This is a genomic window from Candidatus Kuenenia stuttgartiensis, from assembly GCF_900232105.1.
In the GTDB taxonomy this organism is placed as follows: domain Bacteria; phylum Planctomycetota; class Brocadiia; order Brocadiales; family Brocadiaceae; genus Kuenenia; species Kuenenia stuttgartiensis_A.
This window is the reverse complement of record NZ_LT934425.1, coordinates 2,766,515-2,789,113: the sequence shown is the minus strand read 5'-3', so window position 1 is coordinate 2,789,113 and position 22,599 is coordinate 2,766,515. Positions and strand designations below refer to the sequence as shown.

Genomic DNA, 22,599 nt, shown 5'->3' with positions numbered 1-22,599 from the left:
ATTAATTGAGATGTTACTCTGAGCAAGAATATAAAAGAATGCATCCCGGATTTTGTTTTTGCCGGGAATTCTTCATAAAGTTACACTTCTTTGGTACTGCCGATTACCAGCGACGCCCCGTTGGTGAACAAAAACCTTGTGGTGGTATGTCAAGGGCGCTGTTGAATTTACTGGACATATTCTGAAACGCGATTAGCCCGGTAATCTCCACAACAGCTTCGTCATCAAAATGTTTTTTCAATGATTCAAATTGCTCATCAGTAACCTGACGATCAGTATAAGTTATTGCCTCTGCGTAATCTAAAACCGCCCTTTCAAGGTCATCAAAAAGCGTGCTTTCTCTCCACGTTGCCAGCTCTCTGACTTTTTCCATCGATCCACATCGCTTTGCTAAAGTGAACGAATTTATATCGACACAAAAATGACACCAATTAATTTGTGAAACCCGAACGGTCACTAAAGACCGCAACACCGGGGTTAAGGGAGAACGCCTTGTATCAAAAGCCCTATACAACAGAGCTACCGTTGCAAATAAACGGGGCACCCTTGCCCATATCAACCCTGGATTGAGTACCTGCCCGTATTTCCTTTTTTGATTCCAAAAAAAAGGTTTCAAGTACCATGGATACTTTTTTATTGCTTTTACCGCTATTCTCACGTTACATACCTCTCTAAGCCTAAGATCAATTTTTGCTTTGTTATTTTTTGATGCGTAATATTATGGACTACCGTTCATAAAGAACTTCTCATAAAGTGACACTTCTTCGGTACTGCCGATTACCAGTAGTGCCCGTTGGTGAATAGATTCAGCCTTAATATCAGGAATCCGTCGCGTGCCGGTGCTGGAGAGGCCTACGGCCTGTTCTACAAGAAATGCAAGTGGTGCACATTCATACAACAGGCGCAGCTTCCAGCCTTCGTGCCCTGCATCTTCAGGGTAGAAATAAACTCCACCTTCCAGCAAAACACTATGTAGGTCAACGACCAGCGCACCGGCATACCGGAGTGAGCAGCACTATTCCCTGCAGTGTTCCCGGTCGGTCAGGTACTCAACAAACTTTTGAACGTTCGGAGTCCATTGAGAAAAACGGGCCAAATTGGCACTACACGTCACTCCCCCGCGAAGGGGGTTGTTTTTAATCAAGTAACCTTAACTTAATGACATTTTTACGCAACCCCCGGCATGCAAACATACAACAACCTCCCATAGCAGGTAAACACGGTTTTCCCCATTGATTTTTCAGTCTTCGATAGCAGTTTTGGCCTTGACGGGAAGATCATCCGGGAGGGTATAGGGCCTGGAGGTTGACCCTTGCGCTATGCGCCTTTTATACCTCTCGTATCCAATGCATTTAACAATTTCCCGAAGGCATCGGCAAAGAGGCGTAGCCCCTCCCGGAGTAAATTGTCGGTGCATTCTTTCATTGAAATGTCTAACTGCTCAAGTGTCTTCATCGTGTCGTATGCGGCTACAATATTTTCTTCAAGACTCGCACGGGGACGTCCATGATCCCGGAAGGCTTCAATTGTAGATAATGGCATGGTGTTTACCGTATCTGGCCCGATGAGTTCCTCGACATACGTCACGTCCCGGTACTTCGGATTCTTGGTACTTGTGCTAGCCCACAGAACACGCTGCGTTTGTGCCCCTTTTTCGGCAAGTTTCTGCCAGCGATCACCACGGAAAATCTCTTTATATCGCTGATAGGTAAGCCTGGCGTTGGCAATGGCTACTTTCCCCATGATTCCTTGCAACAATGCCTGTTCGTTTGCATGCGCAGACGTTTTAACTCTGGCCTCAATGATGGAGTCTAAAAGTGTATCTATGCGGCTAACAAAGAAGCTGGCCACACTGGCGATTGTTCTCACATCACCGCCGCGGGATGCTAACTTTTCCAATCCATTGATATAAGCCTGCGTTACGTGTTCATAAGTTTCCCGGGAAAAGAGCAGCGTCACATTGACATTGATCCCTTCGCTGATAAGCTGTTCGATAGCCGGAATACCTTCTGATGTGGCAGGTACCTTGACCATTACATTCTGCCGGCCAACGGCCTTCCAGAGCCGCCTGGCCTCAACAATAGTACCCTGCGTCTCATTGGCCAGAAATGGTGAGACCTCCAGGCAGACATAGCCGTCTCGTTTGCCAGTCTTCTCATAGACAGGCATCAGTACATCAGCAGCATCCTGAATGTCGCGTATCGCCAGATACTCGTAGATTGCCATAGCGTCCATATCTTTTTTTTGTTGCAGGGTATCCAGCATATCCGCATAATCAGCGCTCCCAGTGATTGCCTTCTCGAAGATTGCCGGATTGGAGGTAACTCCCCCCAACCCGTATTCTTCCACAAAACGGCGTAACTCTCCGGTCGTGATGAGACCACGCTGAATGTAGTCCAACCAGACACTTTGACCATATTCTTTCAACATTAACAGGGGATTCATTTCTTTTTTTCCTCCGGATTTGTTTGTTGTTGACTGTAAAGTTTCTCCTTGGACTGTATCTTTTCCAGTCTTTGACGATATATTCCTTCAATTCAAAACCTGATATTTTATCCCGCCTTATTCCTGTTCATTCAAACCCCAATCGTAGTCGAGGTATTTTATCGTTACTTTATTATTTCGAATAAATGCTGCATCTTCCGGATTTAAATATCCTGCAATGTACTCTTCCAATTTTTCATCCTTTTGAATAAAATCCCCTTCATACCATTTGAAGATATTAGTCTTGATTTACAATTTTCAATTGACACGCATCAGTAGGCATTGTTTCTTCTTTCTGACATCAACAATCCGGACAAGTAATTACAGATTGTAAAATTATTTTTTTCCTAAGCTTCATTTTATTGTTCCAAATTTTTTATGACTTTAAGAAATTCCCTGGGATTGACAAAACCGGTAATAGTTTTATCCCTGAGTACATTTCCATCCCTGCCTACAAATACGATGGTGGGCAAGCCAACAATCCCATACTTATACCAAAGTTGTTTAATCTTTGGATCGTTACTATTGGTACAATCAATCTTAATATTCACAAATCTCTTTGATACCCTGATAACTTCCGGATCAGTATAAGTGAGTTTTTCAAACTCCATACAGGCTGCACACCACGACGCCCAGAAATCAATCATTGCCGCCTTACCCTCGTCCTTTGCCTGTTTAAGTCCTTCTTCCTCACTTAAAACCCAATCAATTTTTTCCTGTGCGATTGCTTGAGTGGAAACGGTAGTCGGGAAGGGAGGCAAAATAAATCCACTAATCATGAGATGTCCCACAAGAAAGTACGCTCCAAAGATAAAGGCTATAAGTCCGAAGGATCTCTTGGCCCGTTGAAAATTAGTACTTTCATGAGTCAGCCGGTCAAAACCGCCGGAAAATACCGCAGTAACAATCAAGAATACGCTCAGGATGATGATGAAGGCGCTTCCCGGGATGATAAAACTCAGGTAATAGAGTGCGGCTCCGATTAAAAGGAGACCGAAGATTCTCTCCACCGTTTCCATCCAGCCTCCCGATTTCGGGAGGGCCCTTATAGCGCCTGAAAAGGTGCCCAACACAATCAAAAGCACGCCCAATCCCCAGGCAAATACAAACAACATCCAGAACCCCATGAATTTATTACCCGTGCTGGCAATGTAAACAAGCAAACTTGCCAGGGCCGGGCCGATACATGGCGAAGCAACAATCCCGGAAACTAACCCCATAATAAAAACGCCAATAATACCCTTTCCGGTTTTTGTTCCAAGCCGATCTGAGATAAAAGATGGCACCCGCAGGTAATATACCCCAAACATGCTCATGGCAAGCGCGACAAAAACTGCCACCACAAACCCTATGACCCAGGGACTTTGCAGAGCAGTACCAAACAATGCCCCGGTAGAAGCCGCTGCCACCCCCATTGCTGAGTATACAATGGATATGCCCAGGACATAAATCAGTGAGAGGAAAAATGCCCTTAAAGGGCTTCTGGCCGTAGCCTGGCCTCCGGCAGCTTGTCCGCCAATTACGGCAACGGTAATGGGTATCATAGGGTACACGCACGGAGTAAAACTCAGACCCACACCTGCCAGGAAAATAATAATTAGTGAAACAAAAATTCCACGGCTCTCGATAGTCTTTTGGATACCAGTGGCCTCCGCTTTTTCCACAGGTTTTGAAACGGCCGGGATTTTTTCTTCCTGTATTTTAGAAACGCCCGATTTTGCTAACTCCACCTGTACCGGAAGTGTAAATTCATCCATCGTTGGGGCAAAGCAGACTTTATCGGAACATCCCTGATAATGTACCTTGAGTTGCACATTATACGAACCGGCCGGTAAATCCTTTGATACCTGAAGGAATGACTTTACCAGTACTTCTCCTACGTAGTCTTCTACTTCTTTCTCAAAAAATTGATCGTATCGGATTTCCCCTGGAGGAAGTTCTGTGGAAACCACCGCGAATCTAGTGTTATCTCCGCTTTCTATCTTAACCTGATCCTTGTAAATATGGTGGTTTGGGGCAATTGTGAAGTTAACTGCAACAGGGATAAGCTCACCCGCTGGAACATGTTCTTTTAAAAGTGTCGCGCCTGATTTAAACGGAGAGGTTTCTCCGAAGGCTATAAGGGGAAATATGATTAAAACAAAGACAATAGCAGAGCATCTTTTTATGAGGGGAACTGTTTTCATGGTATATTCATCCTTGTTATAGTCTATAAACGTTAATAAATAGCTGCGGTATTATCGTAAATAGTGTTCGTAAATGTACCGCAACTCCGCCGGTAATGATGATGCCTATAATAATAGGGAGAATAATAATGGTAGTAAGGACTGTGGTAGTAGGGAGAGTAATGGTGCTCCGGATAATAGGGTCCTTGATCGGAAGGCCTATCATATTTTTGAGCATTACCACACCCAACCAGAAATAGCGCAATAACGAAAAATAACGCAGGATTTATTTTCATTCGAATTCCCCCGGCGGGTTTGCAACCCAATGTCATTTCTGCCGTAACACTTTAGCCTTTTAAAACTGGCGCTGGAAACTACATTCGCGGGTTCACTCATTAGAAGGCTTTTGTCAAGGACAAAATATCTCCGGTCGCAAAAATATCTACATTTTCACGTTTTGAATACCCCTCCAAGTACGGAATCGCTCTTACTGCTGTTTACGAAAATGACTATACCGTTCACGTTTATCTACGCCCGTGGTATTTCGCAATTGTTTTGGTATCGTTCTCATCCGCACCATTCACCCATCGGGATCAAGGCTTTGTGAAAGACTTTCTCACCGCCCCTGACTTATCTTCTGTCCCAGAAAACCATCGGTTCCATACCAGTGTCCAATCGTTATTCACAGAATATTCGGCTCTACGGCCAAAACCTCACGGCTCATGGTATGGGCAGATCAGAATGGAATATTCTTTTTCGCCGATTCCTTTACCGGCACAACTCATAATAAAAGGTGGAACAACTTCCAATCAGGTTTCATGGATTGGTTACCTAACCCGCAACCGGTTCCTTGCACCACCTAATCTGCTTGCTACCCAAACATTTTTTTCTCGTCGTAGTTTACTTGCTCCTTTATTATGTAATAACATGCCCTGGCCAGCTTATTGCTCAAGGCTTTCGTTGCCAGAACTACATGGCTCTTTGACGCCTTCCTCTGATGCCATTTCCTTCCCTTTTCGCAAAATCTTACGTGAAAATGCGCTGCCTCCACATACGCCCACGCAAGGTATTTATTCCCGTTCTTACGGTTTCCTTTCCCTTTGCTCTTACCATTCGATAATTTTTTTGCCGATACGCATCTGCAATAAGATGAATACATCCCCACATCACTAAATCGCTCTATGTTCCCAGTCTCCAGCATTATCGTCATTGCCAGGATTTCGCCTATCCCAGGCACCTTGAGCAATTTCTTATACGGCTTCTTTAGCTTCACCTCCTTTAATACCGCTTTCTCTATCTTGTATATCTGCTTATTTAATACCTCTATTACCTCGTGATCGCACTGTGCTGACATGGTCAAATGCACGTCGCTGAACATCCCCATTACCTCTTCGTTACTCAGCTTCTTTATCGTATCACCGCTTATCGGTACTCCTTTGTTACGGTTTACCATCGTTTGCATACTCAATATATGCGCTGTCCTTTGTTGTACCAACATCATCCGCTTCCTCAGTAAATCCCTCACTGACCGCGTCTCTTTGGGATAAATATATCCCTCTGGTAATATCTTTAACCGTAACATCTTTGCCAACCAAAACGAATCCCTCGTGTCGTCAATGTACTTTAATCCCTCATACTGCTGCATTGCCGATGTATTTGCCAGGTGTACCTGATAGCCTGCCTCCATCAGACCATCCACTATCCAGTACCAGTTAAAGGTCGATTCTACTACTATACCCTTTATTTCTTTTTTGTATGGCTCTAATACGCGCTTTATTTCATTGATGTCATTACGGTTTCTCCTCTTGAATACCTTCCGATCCTCCTCATCGAGTATTCCAATATAATTATTATCACCATGTAAATCTATTCCTACGAAATATCCCATTGCTCGCTCCCTCCTTACTTTGTTATTATTTAACAATCGCCTTTCACGGTATCCTCCATTTTACCATGAAGAGTGCGCTCGGAGGTGCCTTCTATATGATTATCAGGTTTGTAACCTGAACCAAACGTTTTATACTTTCAATCCAGCCTTCTAATAGGAGAACAAATGACAAATAAATTCCAGATTCCAAACAGGGATTTTGTGATTTGGGCATTGGAATTTTGCCGTAGTACATTGCCCCATTATACGCATAAACTCATAGGTTCAGGTTGCAAACCTGAACCCGCCGGGAGTTAAACGGTATAATAGAAAATTCCAAGTCCCTTAGTATCCACCATCGCCATCGTCACCATTGCCGTCATCGCTCGTTTCTTTTTTCAATTGAATGTCGGCCACCTCATTTTCACCTTCTGCAAGTTCAAATTTCTTTTTTGCATTCTTAAAGCCGTGCTTCTTCGCCTTCAGGGTATAATTGCCAGCGCTTAAATCTGAAAATACATATTTACCGTCGTTATCAGTGGTGGTTTTGTCTTTAAAATTCAGTTCCTTGCTTTTCAAAGAAACTTTTGCACGTTTAATTGGTTTGCCGGATTTTTTAGCTGTTACTGTACCGGAAGCACTACCTTTCAGTGTCGGTGTAGGCACTAACGTAGGGGTAGGTGTTTGGGCTTTTACCGTGTTGTACGAAAATCCATATCCACTGGCCATTATAAAGCATAAAGATAACGCAATGTTTTTAAACATGTTGCTCTCCTATAAAAAATCCCTTCGGATAAGATACAATCAAAATGATCTAACACCCCCCGGGCAGAAACAACTTCATTGTGCCTAAAGACAGGTATTACTGTCTTTCTATGACATTAATGACAAATAAAAACCATAATTTATTCCCATAAAGTAAAAAATCCACCCGCCAGGATTTTTAAAATTGTTAGCGTAACAACACCGCCCGAATCACCTTCTTCATCCAGGGTTTCAATGACTGTTTCGCTGCCTCCAGGGAGGCAGATTTGAGAATTTCCGATTCTGTAGGATATGAGAATATCATATTCATGAAAATGCCGGCGGTAAGTTTCTGCTTAATGGCGATTGTTATTGCTGGGATCATTTCCCCTGCCTTTTCACCGACAAGCGTCGCTCCAATGATACGCCCTTTTTTGCCCAGGTTCAGCTTTAAAAAACCTACACGGTCATCTTCTGCCTTTGCCCTGTCTATCGCACACAGGTCTACCTTCAGCGAACTTTTATATGTACCGGTCTTCCTTGCCATGGGTTCTGTATATCCCACATGGGCCACCTCCGGTTTTGTATAGGTAGTCCATGGAACTGCTGAATAATCTACTTTAGCGCACAGTTTGAATATTATATTGCGAATGATAATCCCAGCCTGATAACCGGCCATGTGAGTGAACTGATAATGACCTGTTACATCTCCGCAGGCATAGATATTTTTTACGGAGGTCTTCTGTTTTTTGTCAGTGACGATATATCCTTTTTCGTCTACTCTGACCCCAACCTTATCAAGTCCCAGATTCTTCGTTGCCGGTAATCGTCCGGTAGCTACCAGTAGCTGATCCCCGGTAATAATACGCCCCTTGCCTTCATGTTCTATTTCGACAGATATTACATCGCTATCCTGCCTGACCTCCCGGTATACAATCCCCAAAAGAAGCTCTATGCCGTCATCTTTCAGTTGTTTCTCCATAAGAGGCCCTACTTCGGGGTCATCTTTTTTGAATAAGCCCGGACTGCGGTTAATGATCGTTACCTGAGAACCCAGATGGCGAAATCCCTGACCTAGTTCAATACCGATAGGCCCGCTGCCTAATACGATTAAATGTCCTGGAAGTTCTTTTAGATGAAAAATGGTACGATTTGTTTGATAATTGACTTCATTTAAACCGTGGATTGGCGGGACGGCTGGTTCGGAACCCGTGGCAATGACAATATATTTGCCCGTTATTGTTTCATTCCCGATTTTTACCGTGTGTCTATCCTGAAGCTCACCGAAGCCTAAGATAACATCTACTCCAAGCCCTTCATAACGCTCTCTGGAATCGTGTGGTTCTATCTCACGGATTACCTTGTTAACCCTGTCCATGACTGTGGTAATATCCACCTTCTTCAAATCTGCAGTTAAGCCGTACATTGATGCATCCCGAATTGCCTTGGCTATATGGGCGCTCTTTAAAAATGTCTTACTGGGTACACAACCGGCATTCAGGCAATCGCCTCCCATTTTTTCCGCTTCGATTAATGCTACTCTGGCGCCCAGGCTTGCCGCTCCGGAGGCAACGACCAATCCACCGCTCCCTGCGCCGATAACAATAATGTGATAATCATATCTCATTTTTTTGCTCCCTTTAACTTTTTGTAAATACCTGGTATTAAAGCAAAGCACCCCAGGAGGGTGAAAGCGCCTATCAACCGGGGAGAGGCGATATCCTTTACAGAATGGATGGTTGCAAGCTGACCGCCTGCCAGGGTATAAACAAAAGTGCCGGGATACATGCCGATGAAACTTACCAAGGCAAATGTCCGTAATGGTACGCGGGTGAGTCCCATGACGATATTAATCAGGAAAAAGGGGAAAGGCGGAACCAGCCTTAAAAACAGGAGATAGCTCCAGGCATTTTTTGCAATACCTTCGTTAAATTTTTTCAGATTACGTTCATATTTTTTTTCCAGGGTATTTCTTAAGATAAACCGGGCAACGAGAAACGCCAAAGAAGCGCCAATTGTTGCGGATACAATTACAATACCAGAACCAGGAAGGGGGCCGAAAATGAACCCCCCTGTTAATGTAAGAATGGTCGCTCCTGGCAAGGAAATGGCGGCTGAAATGATATAAATCAACATAAATGCGCCCGTAAAGGCTACCCGATGCTCGTGGTAAAGGGTATTCAACGCCTCTCTGTTTGTCTGCAAGGCTTCCAATGAAAGATACTTATTGAAGCCCAGCATATAGAACACGACGAACAAGCCAACAATCGCGGCGATAATGAAAAATTTTGTATATTTCATGCCTGGTCTCCTGTTGAAGAGTTGTTTTGGGAAGTATTACCACCTCACATAAAAAATGAAGATTTCCATGCAATCTGTTTAAAAACGCTCGTTCCCAAGCTCTGGCTTGGGAACGCAAGTGCATTGGAAGCTCCCGCTTCCCTTTCGTAATAATTATTTGGTCCAAACTTTGTAAGTGGTTAAAGGGATTAGCATCCCCCCCCTTGCCCCATAAGCGCTAACTTGTTTTATTGACAAATTTTATTCATCATGGTATTTTTATGTTAATTATCCCGCTAATCACTCTATAGGAGGATAAAGCCATGATGAGAGAAGATTGGGATCTTCTAAGAACTTTCTTCCCAAACGATTGGAAAAGTTTAGCCGTTGATACAAATGCTTTAAAAGGCTTGCGCAAGGATAAATCTGAAGAAAAGCTTCTTCGAACATTATTAATTCATTTAGGATGTGGCTATTCATTGCGTGAAACAGTAGTTCGAGCCAAGCGTGCTAACTTAGCAGATTTATCCGATGTTGCCTTATTAAAGCGATTAAAAAAGAGCAAAGAATGGCTATATAAATTATGTTTATCTTTATTCCGTGAGCGTGGCCTCCAAATTAATAAACGGAATAATTTTCATCTTCGCTTATTTGATGCAACAACAGTAAAGGAACCTGGGAAAACAGGAAGTCTTTGGCGCATTCATTATAGTATTGAGGTTCCTTCATTATCTTGCGATTTCTTTAAACTTACGGGAACTGAAGGAGAAGGCACAGGAGAATCTTTTCGGCAGTTTCCGATGAAAAAAGATGATTATATTATAGCTGACAGAGGTTACTGTACTGGCCAAGGAATTCATCATGCAACAAGGAAAGGCGCTTATCTTAGCGTTAGAGTTAATTCGCAATCTCTACGGATATTCGGCGAAGAAAAGAAACCCTTTCCTTTATTGAAAGAAATCCAATATTTAAAAAGACCCCTTGCTATAAAATCATGGAACGTTTTTATTCCAAACGTTGATAATACTGAATATGTCAAAGGTCGTCTTTGTATAATACGCAAAACAGAAGAAGCCATTAAAATAGCTCATAAAAAACTTAAAAGACATGCAAGCAAAAAGGGCATTGAACTAAAACCGGAGACCCTTATTTATGCCAAGTACGTAATAGTATTCACAACGTTTCCTGAAAATCAATTTACCGCTTTTGATATCTTAGAATGGTATCGAGTTCGATGGCAAATTGAACTGGTCTTTAAAAGATTTAAACAAATAGCACAATTTGGACACTTACCTAAATACGATGATGATAGCTCAAAAGCTTGGCTTTATGGCAAACTATTCGTTGCTCTTTTGACAGAAAAACTAATAGATTTTGCTACGTCTTTTTCCCCCTGGGGATACTTCATTGTCAAGCAAGAAGACTAAAAGCAAATGGCGTGAATTTGCTTTTATGCTTAATCAAGTAAAACGGGCTATAGAACCAGCGTTATCATTACAGGAAGTTCTTAAGTGCTGGAATGACATTGCTTGTTCTTTAGCAGAAAATACAAGAATCCGAAAAACACAGATATCAAAATACTTCGAGCATACCTAAAACAAGTTAGCGCTTATGCCCCCTTGCCCCCCACTGGGAAGGGATTTAAAGATTTAACGAAGCATGAAAGTATATTTTCAAATATCCTGGGTAGCATGGTTTCATTCTTTTTTCCATGCGAAGCCGGAGCTTCTCAAACAATTGCGTTCCCAAGCCGGAGCTTGGGAACGAGAGGAAAATCGCGGCGATAATGAAAAATTTTGTATATTTCATGCTTTCATCCTCTCACAGAATTGTATATTAACCATGACAGGGTTTCAAATCCTGTCAGGGGTGTTTCTTTCATTTTTCAGGTGAAAATTTCCGTACAATCTGTTTATACATTACAGGGTTTTTGTACCTGACGGTGCATATAATACTGAGAATGGCCGCATGACTTACAGGTTAACAGCCGTTCTTTCTTCTCCATGTATTTTAGTAAGGCAGTAACAAATGTCGCATGACTCCATGTTAAGGGGGATACAGAGAGAGGTTCGTCGGTAAACGGATTTACCTGTTCTGCCAGGACTCCGGATTTCAACGCCTTGCCAACAACCCATTCCAGACCTGACAGTGCCTCATTCAATTCATCAAGATTTCCGGCCCGCATGATATCGTATTCCGTCATCCATAGAGTACAGATAAACCACGGATTCCCAGGAATGCCTTCTCTGCCGGTATTTACTCGCTGATAATAATCATTGGAATATCGCGCTATGCCGCCGACAGAAGTGTTTACCCTGAGACTCTTCTTAACAGCCTCCATTGTTGATACAGCCATCGGTTGGCCAGGGGCAAGTGTCTCAAATGCAATAAGCCCGTAAAGACTTGCATCTACAGTCATATCCAAATCATACCCTTTTGCGTTCCTTGTTCCCATCCTCGCAAAACGCCCTTCCGTTTTATTATAAAAATTCGCAATAAGGGCGTCTTTGATTTTATCCGCTATTTCATAATATTTTGTGCCGAATTCCTCTTCCCCGAAGGCGCAGGCAAAATTTCCAGCCGCCCTTAGTCCCGCGATCACTGCCGATACGGTAAAGGTATGCACCCCATATCGCTCTTCCCATAAATCGTATGAGGCAAGAGGCAATCCCGTCTCTTCATCTCTGAATTTCACCATAAATTCTGCGGCATTCATGATTAAATGCCGGTACAGGGGCTTCACAAACTCAATATCTCTGAATTTATCGTAATGATGCCATAATGCCCAAATTACCTGCGCAATGCCATCTTCCTGTATCGGAAGGCTCTTTCTCCGGTCTTTGAACCACGGATGCCATGAACTGGCAAGAGATTGATCAGGATTATATTTGTGGAGTAAATAGCCTTCCGGAGAAATAACATCCGCGCAAAATTGAAAAAAACGTTTTGATACATCACTGTATCCAGATTGTATAAGCGCGTATGCAACGAGGGCACCATCGCGAGGCCACATGTAGGAATAGGTGTCTTTCCCGAACTTGGTAATATCAGAATCATTTGCCGCAATAATCGCGCCATTGTTATCAATCTGTGTCCTCATTATCAACAAGCTCCGCTTAAAAAAAGACACCAGACTTTCGGGAAGATCGTAAAATTGCAGTGATTCCTTATTTACCCATAATTTCCAATAGTTCTCCGTGCGCCGAATGAGTTCTTCCGGTGTTTTTTCCCAGATACTCTTGTTGAGCGCTACCACCTCGCTATGTTTCCTGCCTGCAGCAATCCAGTAATGGGTTAAATTTTCCCCGTGTGCCTTTATATGGAGGTTAATGCCGATTGTAGAGTCCACTGACCCCTGAGCAATGGGATTGCCGCTCAAAAAACCGTCCTCCGCATCTCTCCACGTACCTTCCGCACCATGCATCTCCTTCTCGCCGGTGGCAAAATGGTCTACTCCGCACTTGGATGGGTCGCAACAATTAACTAAAAAATAACGCTGGGATTTATAATGAATAATTGACATGGTATCCGGGTCATAATACGCCGTGTCACCGATCTCATTGCCATAAATATGAAAATCATGATAAAAAAACAGCCTGATCTCACGATCTTTCCCATCAAGATTCCTGATGATGATTTCCTTTACAAATATGTTCAGATGGAAGTCGACCGTGTCGTACATCTGAAGTTCTATTTTCAGCCGGTCATTTTTTGCCTTTACGTCAGTAACTAGTGTATCCGTTTTATACGTCAGCGTTTTTTGCCACTCGCTGTCCACCCAGCTATAATGTCCATCCACCCAAATACCCATTCTGCACGGATGGCCAATCGTATGATTCTCACTGCCAACATACGGATAATAAATATCACGTATCTGATACTCGGAGTCAAATGTAACCAACATTGAACCGTTCCCTACCGGTATATCTCTGGGCATACCACCTCCTTCATCATAAAAACGTTCAATCATCCACCAAGTTGTTTCACAATCTTATCTGCAACACGGAAGGCGTTTGCATAAATTGTCCATGTATAAGGAATGCTTCCCCCCGTTGGCATAAAACTCCCATCGGTAACGAAAAGATTTTCAACATCATGGGCACGGCAATCAGGGTCAAGCACGGAATTTTTCGGGTCATTTCCAAACCGGCAGCCGCCTGCCGCCAGGTTAGGCGGCGGCGAACCGCTTATGTTAGAATAGACGTTTCTTACGCCCATTGTCCTCATAATATATGTTGCCTTTTTCGCGAGATAGTTACCTATCTTGATGTCGTGCGGGTGATAACCAACCCTTACCCTGGCTACCGGTGTTCCCCACTTGTCTTTCACTTTCGTATCAAGGGAGACAAAGCAGTTATCCGTAGGCAGCCAATCGCAAAAGATTTCATATTTAAACTCGCGCATTTCGGTAAAGTGTTTTTTTAATGCCTGTTTTAACGGTTTCCCCCATATCAGGTTGCCATGATCGTCCCATTTCAGGTCTATCGCCTTTGCGATTGGGCCAGGGTGTTCCAGCAGAAAATCAATGGTTCCACCCTTTTGCATCCTTCCCCATACTGGATTATCGATAAAATACCAGTCCTGCAAATTGCGGTTGAGGAACAGTCCCTGGAATTTCAATGACTCTGTAATTGTCCTGCCAAGTTTTTTATAGATAAGGTCTCCCCCTCCCGTGCCACCCGCTGAAAAAATAAGATTTTTGCCTACCTGCCCGGTATTGTTTGCCAGACCGTTTTTATGACGCGTTCCTGTAGAACACAGCAATAAACGCGCGGTTTCGATTGACTGGCATGCGACAACAAATATTTTTGCATCGACTCGTTGTTGCTTGCCATCCCTGTCATAGTACTCCGCCGCAATCACTTTGCCCTGAGCATTGGTCGTAAGTTTATATACCTTGGCATGCGGCCTGATTTCACAACGGCCGGTTTCAAGGGCAGGATTTAGTAATGCTGCCCGGGAGCTGCCTTTAGCGCCGGTTGAACAGCCATAACTGCCACACCACCCCGAATAGCCGCAGCTTTGCCGTTTCATGGCGCTGTTGGATAGAATTGCACGCGGAGTCGGTAATGGGTGTAATCCGAGTTTGCGGCAGGCAGTATCAAACAATCCGGAAATGGGGTGTTCCAGCGTAGGCGGGTAAGGGAAATTGCCGGTAGAACGCGGTTCAAGAAGTGGATGCGGCACAACACTGCCCGATACGCCGACAATCGATTCTACCTTCGTATAATACGGTTCAAGGTCTTCGTAGGAGATGGGCCAATCTATAAGATTAGCGCCATCTATCGGGCCGAAGGTTGAAAGCAAGCGAAAGTCTTCGGGTTTCATCCGGAAAAAAAATCCGCTCATAAAATTTGAGGAACCGCCAACACAACAGCCCCTCCAGAAATTCCATCCGGAAACAGAGGTTGGCTCGCAGTCCCATCCACCCAGTCCATCCGGTTCTTCAATTACATGCTGTTCATCCTGCAGATTCGGCGTGTAAACATCGCGTCTGCGACTGGCAAGCTCATCCTTATAAAAATCCTCTTCCTTAAACCAGGGGCCTTTTTCAAGGACAACCACCGAATAACCCGATTCTGCAAGGGTGAGCGCTACGGGGCCGGCGCCGGCGCCGCTTCCTACTATACACACGTCAAAATCTGTATTCATATTTTTAGCAGGTCATAATAACGTTTATTCGTCGGCGGCCGTGGATAACCTGGCCGATGTTCAAGCCACTTCCATCCTATGCCGTCCGGGTTTCCTCCGTACACAGGATCGCTTAACAAGGCTTCCAGCAGATAAGAAATTAGCTTAGAAATCCAATTTCTGCCGGCGGTGGTTTTTGAAATTTGTTGCAGCAAATCTGATTGCTGCAACTGCGGCAAATCTGCAAAAACGGCTTCGTGCCTTTCAATCGCCAGTTCATTCAACCACCCGACGCCATTCAGTATAAATTCCTTCTCATCAGTATCCGTCACCAGATCTGCGAGCATATTGCGCAAATACGAAATCGCATTGATTTCCTTTGCCCCCGGAGAATCTGCTTCCGAAGGAAAGAGATGGTCTTGCACTACGGACAGGGTTTGCCACGGGTCTTCTGTCAAAGCAGATGCGTGGCTTTTAACAGTCCTTGCTATCACCGGGGACAAAAGCAGTGTGGCAATAAAACCGGCAGCGCCCGAAAGAAATGTGCGCCTGCCGATGCTCTCAGACCCATGCTTACTGCGAGGAAATACATTATGTTTTCCTCGCAGTAAGCATTTTACATTGTGTTTTTTAATGCGCATAGATTAACCTTCGCAAGTATACCTTTTTCCATGTAAATCAAAATGTAATAAACATTCGAGACATCAGCTTACAGCGAAGGAACGCCTAAAAAGGGCTTACGCAAAGGAATTGTGGTTCCTCCACGTAAGCCCACTTTATTCGGCATCGGTTTATTTTAATTAACTGCACTTTCCTTCTTTCTTTTTCTCATCACCGCCACATTTGCCTTCACCGCATTTACCTTCTGTTTTCCCCTCGTCACCGCCACATTTCCCTTCTTTCTTTTTCTCATTGCCGCCGCATTTATCCTCACCGCACTTTCCTTCCTTCTTTTTCTCATCACTGCCGCATTTTCCTTCACCGCACTTACCCTCACCACATTTCCCTTCTGTTTTTTTCTCCATATCGGTTTTGAAGGTGGTTGCATCGCCGGGTGCGAATGGATTGGCCCCAGCAGATACAACGGTGACTAACGCAGATGCAATAAAAAATGCCACACCGAGTGTCACAGAAAGCAGAGACTTCTTTTTTATAATCATGATACATCCTTTCTTTCCAAACTAATTAAAATATAAATAAACAGTAATTTTAAAATCCCGATACCTCCGATATCGAATAAAAAAGGTTAAAGATATAGAATTAGAGCCGCATCTTAAATATTAAAAATTTCTTGTCATTCATGGTCCGTTTTTATACCTTTGTAAGCGCTTTTATCATTTTTTCACTATTTAACATCGATACCATAACGTACTGAGCGCCAGTCTCTTTCCATCCAACAATCTGGCAGGAGCCGCAAAAACCGGTACCTGTATATACCACCATCTTATCAGCTACGACCTCTTTCATTTTTCTAAAAGTGATGTCGGAATTACAAACCACAGCCAACGTAATTGGGGTATCATCAAGCATGTAAAAAACCAGGGGTACATTTTTGCCGTTAATATTAGTCAAAGACGCACCCACCAACTGTACATTTCCCTTCATAAAAGGGAGCGTTACCGTTAAACCAGTTTGTTTTTGAAAGTAATCCACAATAGCTTTTGCATTCTGTATCTGCATATTTTCTTCAATGCCAGGCAGGATTACACTTAGGCCGGTTCGATTTTGAAGGCGTCCTATAATTTCTCCGGCATTCTGTAAACGTATGTCTGGAACAAGTTGCTTCATTATATAGTCGTGATACTTTGACTCCGTGAGGTAAAAAATATTATCTTTCTTCAGCTTATTTTGTATTACGAAAAAACAAGCAATAAGAACTATTGCGGTTGCTATGCCAGAGACTAATACGAATCTGCCTCTCAACGAGAAATTCTTTATAAATTGAGCAAAAAAGTTAGGACGGCTTTCTGCACTCCTAAAAATTTTTTGCTCAAGGTATGCAGGGACTTTTATCTTACAAACAGTTTCTTTCACTCTTTCCTGAAGCAGTCTTTCCCTTTCTATTTTCACGCCGCATGCATGGCACATATTAATATGCGACAAAACCTCGATATTCCTTTCCACATCGAGTTCGTTGTCGAGAAAGGCATAAAAATATTTTCTTACATCGGTACAATTCATTTCTTATTCTCTTTCGTAGCCATGTTTTTTTGCATAACCTGTCAATTTTTCCTTTAACAACTTTCGTCCCCTATAGATCCTGGACATTACTGTCCCGATTGGGCAGTTAAGCATTTTGGAAATCTCCTTGTAGGAAAAGCCCTCTACTATCGAAAGTAAGACGACCAGTCTAAAATCATCGGGTAATTCTTCAAGCGCTTTTTTCACATCTGAGTCAAGTAACTCATCAAATGCTGCCTCATTCTCTGTATTTGAGGGCGTTAATACCTCTTCTTTTATTGATTTATGAAAGGACTCAATGCTGTCAAAATCAACCAAAGAAGGTTCTGTTTTACTTTTTCTATATTGATTGATGAAGGTATTCATTAATATTTTAAACAACCATGCCCTTTCATTATTAACTATTTCGCCATTCCGGAGAGATTTGAATGCCTTTAAATAGGCTTCCTGGACCAGATCATATGCGTTATGTTCATTTTTGACGAGATACAGTGCCGATCTGTATAGAGCATCTATATGAATAAGTAGGGAGTCTTTTTGGTTCACGTTTTGTTATAAGCAAAATTAAAAAAGTGATGATATTAAAAATCATTACCGATTATTTATCTTAAATACGCCGGGTTTGAAGAGAGATAAGAGAACCGCAGATTCCCAAATTATTCCATAACAGATTATAAGGATAGCACATAAGAGAAAATACGGGGAGTCTGTTATTCACAAATACCTTTTATAAATTCAGAACTCCTGAACTGGTGGAATTTTATTTGATACCAAATTAAATACAAGACGCAAATTTGTGACTGGCAGGACTTGCCCATATGCTCCTGCGTGGGAACGAAGGGCGTAAAAATGCCAAATATAATCTTATGACAAATAAGAACCGGGATATATTCCCGCAAAATAAAAAATTAGTAACAATGTAGCTTTATAGTATAGTATACGCAGCACTTCCCTTAAAACAGTTTAAATCTACCCTTTCCACGTGATAATTATTAATGCACATGTTGACGGGTGCATTCCCGATTGTTTGTAAGCGTTCATGGAGTCGGGGCAAAACAACCCTGTCAGGGTTAACACTACTGCAACGTTTCATTAAAACATGGCGGAAATCACAAAAAATCGGGAATACACCCTAATTATTAAACAAATACCTTTATCTACCGATATTAAAAAAGCATCTTCTGCGTGTACACACCCGTTGCCTTCTTCAAATAACGTGTATGTTTTGCATAAAACTATCGGTGGTTTTTTTGTTTTTTTCCGTAATACATGACTTTGAAACCTGAGTAGAAAGCCTATTATCACGTAAGTGCAAAGGAGAAACTAATGAAAGGTGCGCAATTCAAAAATGTTAATTTATGGAACAGATAGCATTGAACCAGTAAAGGGAGGAGATATTCGTGATGATCAATTATATAAGCAAACGACAAGCGCCGGTATCTACTGGAATCAACCTGAAAATCCCCTTTGGTTTTTTGTGACACTTTAGTCTTTTAAAAAGTAGGGGGCGAAGCATTTGCCCGTTTGGGTATGAACGTATTTATGGCAATTTATAGCAAATGCTTCGTCCCTGCACTATGCGGCAAACATCGCTATTATCGGAATTTTTCAAAAGACTAAAGTGTTACGTTTTTTTTGCAGAAGGGAGGAAAAAAAAGTGAAATCATTTAACATAAAATGGAAAATATTGCTATTCGGGCTTTGCGCCGCACTCATACCAATTGCCCTCATTACAACGATGTATTATCTGTATCTCAGAACGGAAATCCGTGACCGTGAAATAAACAGATTCACAGCACTTGCAAAAGCAAAAAAAAATTATTTACTCTTGTGCATTGCTTCGAAAGAGAACAGGGTAATTGATTTCTGCAGCGACGGATATATAAGAGAAAGTCTCGAAAAAATAACGCATGGGGAATACCGCAGCACTATCATACAATCATTAACTAAGTACTTAAAAACCGCCAAGTTGCCCATAGATACTCACATGTTAGGTATTCATATAGTAGATACTGAATATAACGTTATTGTATCAACAGATGAAAAAATGGCCGGAAAAAATATCTACACGGAAGAAAAACTTTTAACCAACATGGATTTTACACAGAAAAAGGTATACCTTTATCCTCTCCATTTCTGCTCTTTGTGCGGGATGAAAGGTTTTCATATAATATCCCCCATACACCATCTTGGAATCTCCCGTAAAGAACCGTTAGGATATCTTATTGCCTGCTTTGATGTATCGGCAATAAATGAAATCTTCACTGATTACAGGAATATTGGAGATACCGGGGAGGTTTATCTTGTAAACAGAGACAAGATTATGATTACGGAATCACGATTTGTTAAAGATGCGCCATTGCAGCAGAAAGTGGATACCGAACCGGTTCGCAAAATACTGGAATCATCACAGGAGATGGTAGGGATTTATACTGATTACAGGGAAAGACAGGTTGTTGGGGTTTCAATTGACATTCCTGATTGTCAGTGGATATTACTGGCTGAAACCGATAAGGCAGAGTTGTTTGCCTCTTTAAAAACGTTGGGAATCATATCTTTGGTTTTAGGCGTTTCCGTTTGTTTACTTGTATCTTGCACAGGGACGCTATTCGCCGCATCAATTTCAAGGCCTATTCAAAAATTAAAAGCCGCTACAAAGTCATTTTCTGCGGGGAATTTTAAAGGAAGGGTTTCTCTGCGCAGAAATGACGAATTAGGAGAGCTTGCAAACAGCTTCAATAGTATGGCAGATACCATTGAGAGAGAAATACAGTATAGCAGCCATACCATGTCTGAACTGGTTAAAAGCGAGCTAAAATATCGTTCAATCATCAACAACACCACTGCCCTCATATCAATAATTGACATGAATGGTCGCTACCTTCTGATTAACAAAGAATATGAAAATTTTATCCATAAAAAAACAGAGGAAGTTGCAGGAAAGACCGTACATGATATCCTTCCCCGAAAAGCAGCAGATGAAATTGTAATACACGATAAAAAGGTTTTTGAAACGAAACAACCGGTACAATATAAAATACAAGTGGACTCCGATACCGGGCAACACACCTTTATTTCCGTCAAATTTCCCATATTCAAGGCTGACGGCATTATGTATGCAATCGGAAGTATTTCTACCGATATAACCGATTTAAAGAAGATGGAAACAGAACTTCTCCATGCGCAAAAACTGCAAGGGTTGGGTGTGATGGCCTCCGGCATTGCGCATGAATTAAATAACATCCTCGCAGTCATTGACGCAAATATCCAACTATTGATAAAAGAAAGCAAGGGCAGGATAAAATTGCTGCAAGCGCTTTCTATTATTCGCGAACAATGCATAGACGGCGCTGAAGTCGTTCGCAGAATGAAAGAGTTTACCAGCACGTCTGTCGACCCCCGGAAAATGATCCAGGTTAATATGAACAGCTTAGTCAATAATATAATAGTTTTTACCAAGCCATTGTGGAAGAACATTGCCGAAGGTAAAGGCTTAAAATATCAATTGAATACGGATTGCCTTAAGAACGTGCCGAATATAAAGGGCAATTCCCCGGAATTAAGGGAGGTAGTATTAAATATTTTCCTGAATGCGCTGGACGCAATGCCTGAAGGAGGAACTATTTCACTTTCCACATGGGAAAAAGAAGGCTATGTTTTTCTCAGTATCGCCGACACTGGAACAGGCATGACTGATGAAGTAAAGGCAAAGATATTTGATCCTTTTTTTACTACTAAGAAAAAGGGGATGGGACTGGGAATGAGCGTCGTGTATGGTATTGTCAAACGGCACGGGGGAACAATAGAAGTGCAGAGCCAGCCTGGGAAAGGCAGTACTTTTACCCTGAAATTCCCTGCAACGGCAGAAGAGTTACCACCACAGCCTTCATCGAAAGACGACGCCGGTAAAAAAAGAAAGAGTAAGTATCGTATCCTTTTGGTAGAAGATGAACTGGCTATTGGCAAAATTCTGGAAAACCTTCTTTCTGATAATGGATATATCGTTCAATATGTTAACGAGGGACGTAAGGCCATCGATTTGTTATCAAAAGAGTGCTTTGACCTTATGCTCTGTGATATCGGATTACCTGACGTCTCTGTGTGGGATATCATAAAGTTTATAGAAACAGTGGAAAAGAAACCAAAGATTGGCATCCTCGCCGGGATTCCTGATATTAAAGAAAAATACAAGAACGGGCAACTATTAGCATTTGACTTCATTATAACAAGTCCTTACGAACTGGAAGAGGTATTATCTTCTGTACAGCGTGTATTTAATAATACGGTGTAGGTTGAACTGCGAATACTATAGGTAGATTTTTTGTAACTATTCCGCGTAATTTATAACACACCCCTTATCCCTTCTTGATAGAGAAGACTTTTATTCGCGGGTTCAGGTTTGTAATCTGAACTCGCCGGAAATTTACGATTTTTTTAATCTGTGAAATCTGTGGTTACATTCATTTACACGTGTGCCTGAATAGTTGCGATTTTTTTTCAAAAAACTAAATTGAAGACCCGGATGTTCTCCTGAAAATGGCTCGTTTAAAAAAATGGTGCGAAGATATCAACGCTTCACAAAAGAAAGCACGCTTTGATTATGTATTTGTTGATGAGGAGGATTTCAAGAAATATAAACCGGATTCATTTTCAAGTCTTATAAATAATTTCAGGAAATATAAAGGTGACAAGGCTGGCTAATATCTACAATGTCCCCTTTTGCTTTTGTCAGGTTAATTTGCAGGTTAATTTGTAGCTACACCTTGATTAGTTATTTAATCTTTGTTACGCGCATAGCAATTTTATCTCTATAATCATAAATCAAGGTGTGGCCCTATATTCCCTTTCTATATTTCTTTATACTACCTCTCTACGGGTTCAGATTTGTAACCTGAACCAAACGTTTTATACTTTCAATCACACCTTCTATTGACAGAGGAAATGACAAATAAATTCAAAATTCCAAACAGGGATTTTGGCAACACTTTAGTCTTTTGAAACTGGAAATAATCATTTGTAGTACGACTAACCTCGTCGCACTACAAATGATTGTTGTTGGAGTTTTCTAAAAGACTAAAGTGTTACGGATTTTGTTATTTAGGCATTGGAGTTTTACCTCAGTACATGGCCCCATTATCCGCATAAACGCATCGATTCAGGTTACAAACCTGAACCCGCCTGGAACCATTTATAGCAAATGCCTCGCCCCTACACTATGCTGCAAACACCGCTATTATTGGAATTTCT

The 22,599-nt window shown here is 42.1% G+C and carries 18 protein-coding genes and 1 pseudogene; 4 read left to right on the top strand and 15 right to left on the bottom strand.

What is annotated here, in order from left to right:
- Nucleotides 1–103 precede the first annotated feature (103 nt).
- The 9 genes and pseudogenes from KSMBR1_RS12965 to KSMBR1_RS12930 all read right to left on the bottom strand — a co-directional run bounded on the left by KSMBR1_RS12965 (nt 104) and on the right by KSMBR1_RS12930 (nt 9,561).
- Entirely contained in the window at nt 104–658 is a 555-nt protein-coding gene (locus KSMBR1_RS12965) for a carboxymuconolactone decarboxylase family protein (RefSeq protein WP_099325711.1), read from the bottom strand.
- 60 nt (nt 659–718) lie between these two features.
- Nucleotides 719–1,000, bottom strand: a pseudogene (locus tag KSMBR1_RS12960) (class 1 fructose-bisphosphatase); the annotation flags it as partial.
- Nucleotides 1,001–1,317: 317 nt separating this feature from the next.
- Entirely contained in the window at nt 1,318–2,445 is a 1,128-nt protein-coding gene (tal, locus tag KSMBR1_RS12955; RefSeq protein WP_099325709.1) for a transaldolase, read from the bottom strand.
- 398 nt (nt 2,446–2,843) lie between these two features.
- Entirely contained in the window at nt 2,844–4,670 is a 1,827-nt protein-coding gene (locus KSMBR1_RS12950; RefSeq protein ID WP_099325708.1) for a protein-disulfide reductase DsbD family protein, read from the bottom strand.
- A gap of 32 nt (nt 4,671–4,702) precedes the next feature.
- The gene (locus tag KSMBR1_RS21100) at nt 4,703–4,945 is read right to left on the bottom strand and encodes a hypothetical protein (protein WP_157820593.1); all 243 of its coding nucleotides are present in this window, start codon (nt 4,943–4,945) and stop codon (nt 4,703–4,705) included.
- A gap of 575 nt (nt 4,946–5,520) precedes the next feature.
- A complete protein-coding gene (locus KSMBR1_RS12945) occupies nt 5,521–6,537 on the bottom strand; it encodes an IS110 family RNA-guided transposase (RefSeq protein WP_099323925.1) in 1,017 nt (338 codons plus the stop codon).
- Nucleotides 6,538–6,861: 324 nt separating this feature from the next.
- The gene (locus KSMBR1_RS12940) at nt 6,862–7,281 is read right to left on the bottom strand and encodes a carboxypeptidase-like regulatory domain-containing protein (protein ID WP_099325707.1); all 420 of its coding nucleotides are present in this window, start codon (nt 7,279–7,281) and stop codon (nt 6,862–6,864) included.
- A 187-nt stretch (nt 7,282–7,468) separates the two neighbouring features.
- Nucleotides 7,469–8,887: a dihydrolipoyl dehydrogenase family protein gene (locus tag KSMBR1_RS12935; protein WP_099325706.1), complete on the bottom strand. Its 1,419-nt coding sequence runs from the start codon at nt 8,885–8,887 to the stop codon at nt 7,469–7,471.
- Nucleotides 8,884–9,561, bottom strand: a complete 678-nt coding sequence (locus KSMBR1_RS12930; protein ID WP_099325705.1) for a TVP38/TMEM64 family protein — start codon at nt 9,559–9,561, stop codon at nt 8,884–8,886. Before KSMBR1_RS12930 ends, KSMBR1_RS12935 begins: the two co-directional genes overlap by 4 nt.
- Before the next feature lie 302 nt (nt 9,562–9,863).
- Here KSMBR1_RS12930 and KSMBR1_RS12925 point away from each other — a divergent pair, with 302 nt between their 5' ends.
- Nucleotides 9,864–10,967 (top strand): IS4-like element ISCku3 family transposase, encoded by a 1,104-nt coding sequence (locus tag KSMBR1_RS12925; RefSeq protein ID WP_099323887.1) that lies wholly within the window; start codon nt 9,864–9,866, stop codon nt 10,965–10,967.
- A gap of 485 nt (nt 10,968–11,452) precedes the next feature.
- Here KSMBR1_RS12925 and KSMBR1_RS12915 read toward each other — a convergent pair whose 3' ends face one another.
- From KSMBR1_RS12915 to KSMBR1_RS12890, 6 genes are all read right to left on the bottom strand, one after another.
- Nucleotides 11,453–13,477: a glycoside hydrolase family 15 protein gene (locus tag KSMBR1_RS12915; RefSeq protein ID WP_099327057.1), complete on the bottom strand. Its 2,025-nt coding sequence runs from the start codon at nt 13,475–13,477 to the stop codon at nt 11,453–11,455.
- Nucleotides 13,478–13,506: 29 nt separating this feature from the next.
- Nucleotides 13,507–15,192, bottom strand: coding sequence for a GMC family oxidoreductase (locus KSMBR1_RS12910; RefSeq protein ID WP_099325703.1), 1,686 nt, complete (start codon nt 15,190–15,192; stop codon nt 13,507–13,509).
- Nucleotides 15,189–15,812 carry a gluconate 2-dehydrogenase subunit 3 family protein gene (locus KSMBR1_RS12905; protein ID WP_099325702.1) on the bottom strand — a complete coding sequence of 208 codons (624 nt, stop codon included), beginning with the start codon at nt 15,810–15,812 and terminating at the stop codon, nt 15,189–15,191. The genes KSMBR1_RS12910 and KSMBR1_RS12905 overlap by 4 nt, the downstream gene beginning before the upstream one ends.
- A 159-nt stretch (nt 15,813–15,971) precedes the next feature.
- The gene (locus KSMBR1_RS12900) at nt 15,972–16,331 is read right to left on the bottom strand and encodes an HvfA family oxazolone/thioamide-modified RiPP metallophore (protein WP_099325701.1); all 360 of its coding nucleotides are present in this window, start codon (nt 16,329–16,331) and stop codon (nt 15,972–15,974) included.
- 151 nt (nt 16,332–16,482) lie between these two features.
- On the bottom strand, nt 16,483–17,352 hold the full coding sequence (locus KSMBR1_RS12895) for an anti-sigma factor family protein (RefSeq protein ID WP_099325700.1): 870 nt from the start codon (nt 17,350–17,352) through the stop codon (nt 16,483–16,485).
- A 3-nt stretch (nt 17,353–17,355) separates the two neighbouring features.
- Entirely contained in the window at nt 17,356–17,898 is a 543-nt protein-coding gene (locus tag KSMBR1_RS12890) for a sigma-70 family RNA polymerase sigma factor (protein ID WP_099325699.1), read from the bottom strand.
- A 787-nt stretch (nt 17,899–18,685) separates the two neighbouring features.
- On the opposite strand from KSMBR1_RS12890, the gene KSMBR1_RS21620 reads away from it, so the two are divergent.
- The 3 genes from KSMBR1_RS21620 (at nt 18,686) to KSMBR1_RS21095 (ending at nt 22,053) form a co-directional block, all read left to right on the top strand.
- Nucleotides 18,686–18,841, top strand: coding sequence for a hypothetical protein (locus tag KSMBR1_RS21620; RefSeq protein ID WP_169703231.1), 156 nt, complete (start codon nt 18,686–18,688; stop codon nt 18,839–18,841).
- 168 nt (nt 18,842–19,009) lie between these two features.
- Nucleotides 19,010–21,643 carry an ATP-binding protein gene (locus KSMBR1_RS12885; RefSeq protein WP_157820592.1) on the top strand — a complete coding sequence of 878 codons (2,634 nt, stop codon included), beginning with the start codon at nt 19,010–19,012 and terminating at the stop codon, nt 21,641–21,643.
- Between the two features lie 245 nt (nt 21,644–21,888).
- The gene (locus KSMBR1_RS21095; RefSeq protein ID WP_157820591.1) at nt 21,889–22,053 is read left to right on the top strand and encodes a hypothetical protein; all 165 of its coding nucleotides are present in this window, start codon (nt 21,889–21,891) and stop codon (nt 22,051–22,053) included.
- The last annotated feature ends 546 nt before the right edge of the window (nt 22,054–22,599 follow it).

Excerpts from the sequence above, each read along its gene's own strand:
- tal (WP_099325709.1), bottom strand. The coding sequence starts at position 2,445 with ATGAATCCCCTGTTAATGTTGAAAGAATATGGTCAAAGTGTCTGGTTG.
- KSMBR1_RS12950 (WP_099325708.1), bottom strand. The coding sequence starts at position 4,670 with ATGAAAACAGTTCCCCTCATAAAAAGATGCTCTGCTATTGTCTTTGTT.
- KSMBR1_RS21100 (WP_157820593.1), bottom strand. The coding sequence starts at position 4,945 with ATGAAAATAAATCCTGCGTTATTTTTCGTTATTGCGCTATTTCTGGTT.
- KSMBR1_RS12945 (WP_099323925.1), bottom strand. The coding sequence starts at position 6,537 with ATGGGATATTTCGTAGGAATAGATTTACATGGTGATAATAATTATATT.
- KSMBR1_RS12940 (WP_099325707.1), bottom strand. The coding sequence starts at position 7,281 with ATGTTTAAAAACATTGCGTTATCTTTATGCTTTATAATGGCCAGTGGA.
- KSMBR1_RS12935 (WP_099325706.1), bottom strand. The coding sequence starts at position 8,887 with ATGAGATATGATTATCACATTATTGTTATCGGCGCAGGGAGCGGTGGA.
- KSMBR1_RS12930 (WP_099325705.1), bottom strand. The coding sequence starts at position 9,561 with ATGAAATATACAAAATTTTTCATTATCGCCGCGATTGTTGGCTTGTTC.
- KSMBR1_RS12925 (WP_099323887.1), top strand. The coding sequence starts at position 9,864 with ATGATGAGAGAAGATTGGGATCTTCTAAGAACTTTCTTCCCAAACGAT.
- KSMBR1_RS12915 (WP_099327057.1), bottom strand. The coding sequence starts at position 13,477 with ATGCCCAGAGATATACCGGTAGGGAACGGTTCAATGTTGGTTACATTT.
- KSMBR1_RS12910 (WP_099325703.1), bottom strand. The coding sequence starts at position 15,192 with ATGAATACAGATTTTGACGTGTGTATAGTAGGAAGCGGCGCCGGCGCC.
- KSMBR1_RS12905 (WP_099325702.1), bottom strand. The coding sequence starts at position 15,812 with ATGCGCATTAAAAAACACAATGTAAAATGCTTACTGCGAGGAAAACAT.
- KSMBR1_RS12900 (WP_099325701.1), bottom strand. The coding sequence starts at position 16,331 with ATGATTATAAAAAAGAAGTCTCTGCTTTCTGTGACACTCGGTGTGGCA.
- KSMBR1_RS12895 (WP_099325700.1), bottom strand. The coding sequence starts at position 17,352 with ATGAATTGTACCGATGTAAGAAAATATTTTTATGCCTTTCTCGACAAC.
- KSMBR1_RS21095 (WP_157820591.1), top strand. The coding sequence starts at position 21,889 with ATGGCTCGTTTAAAAAAATGGTGCGAAGATATCAACGCTTCACAAAAG.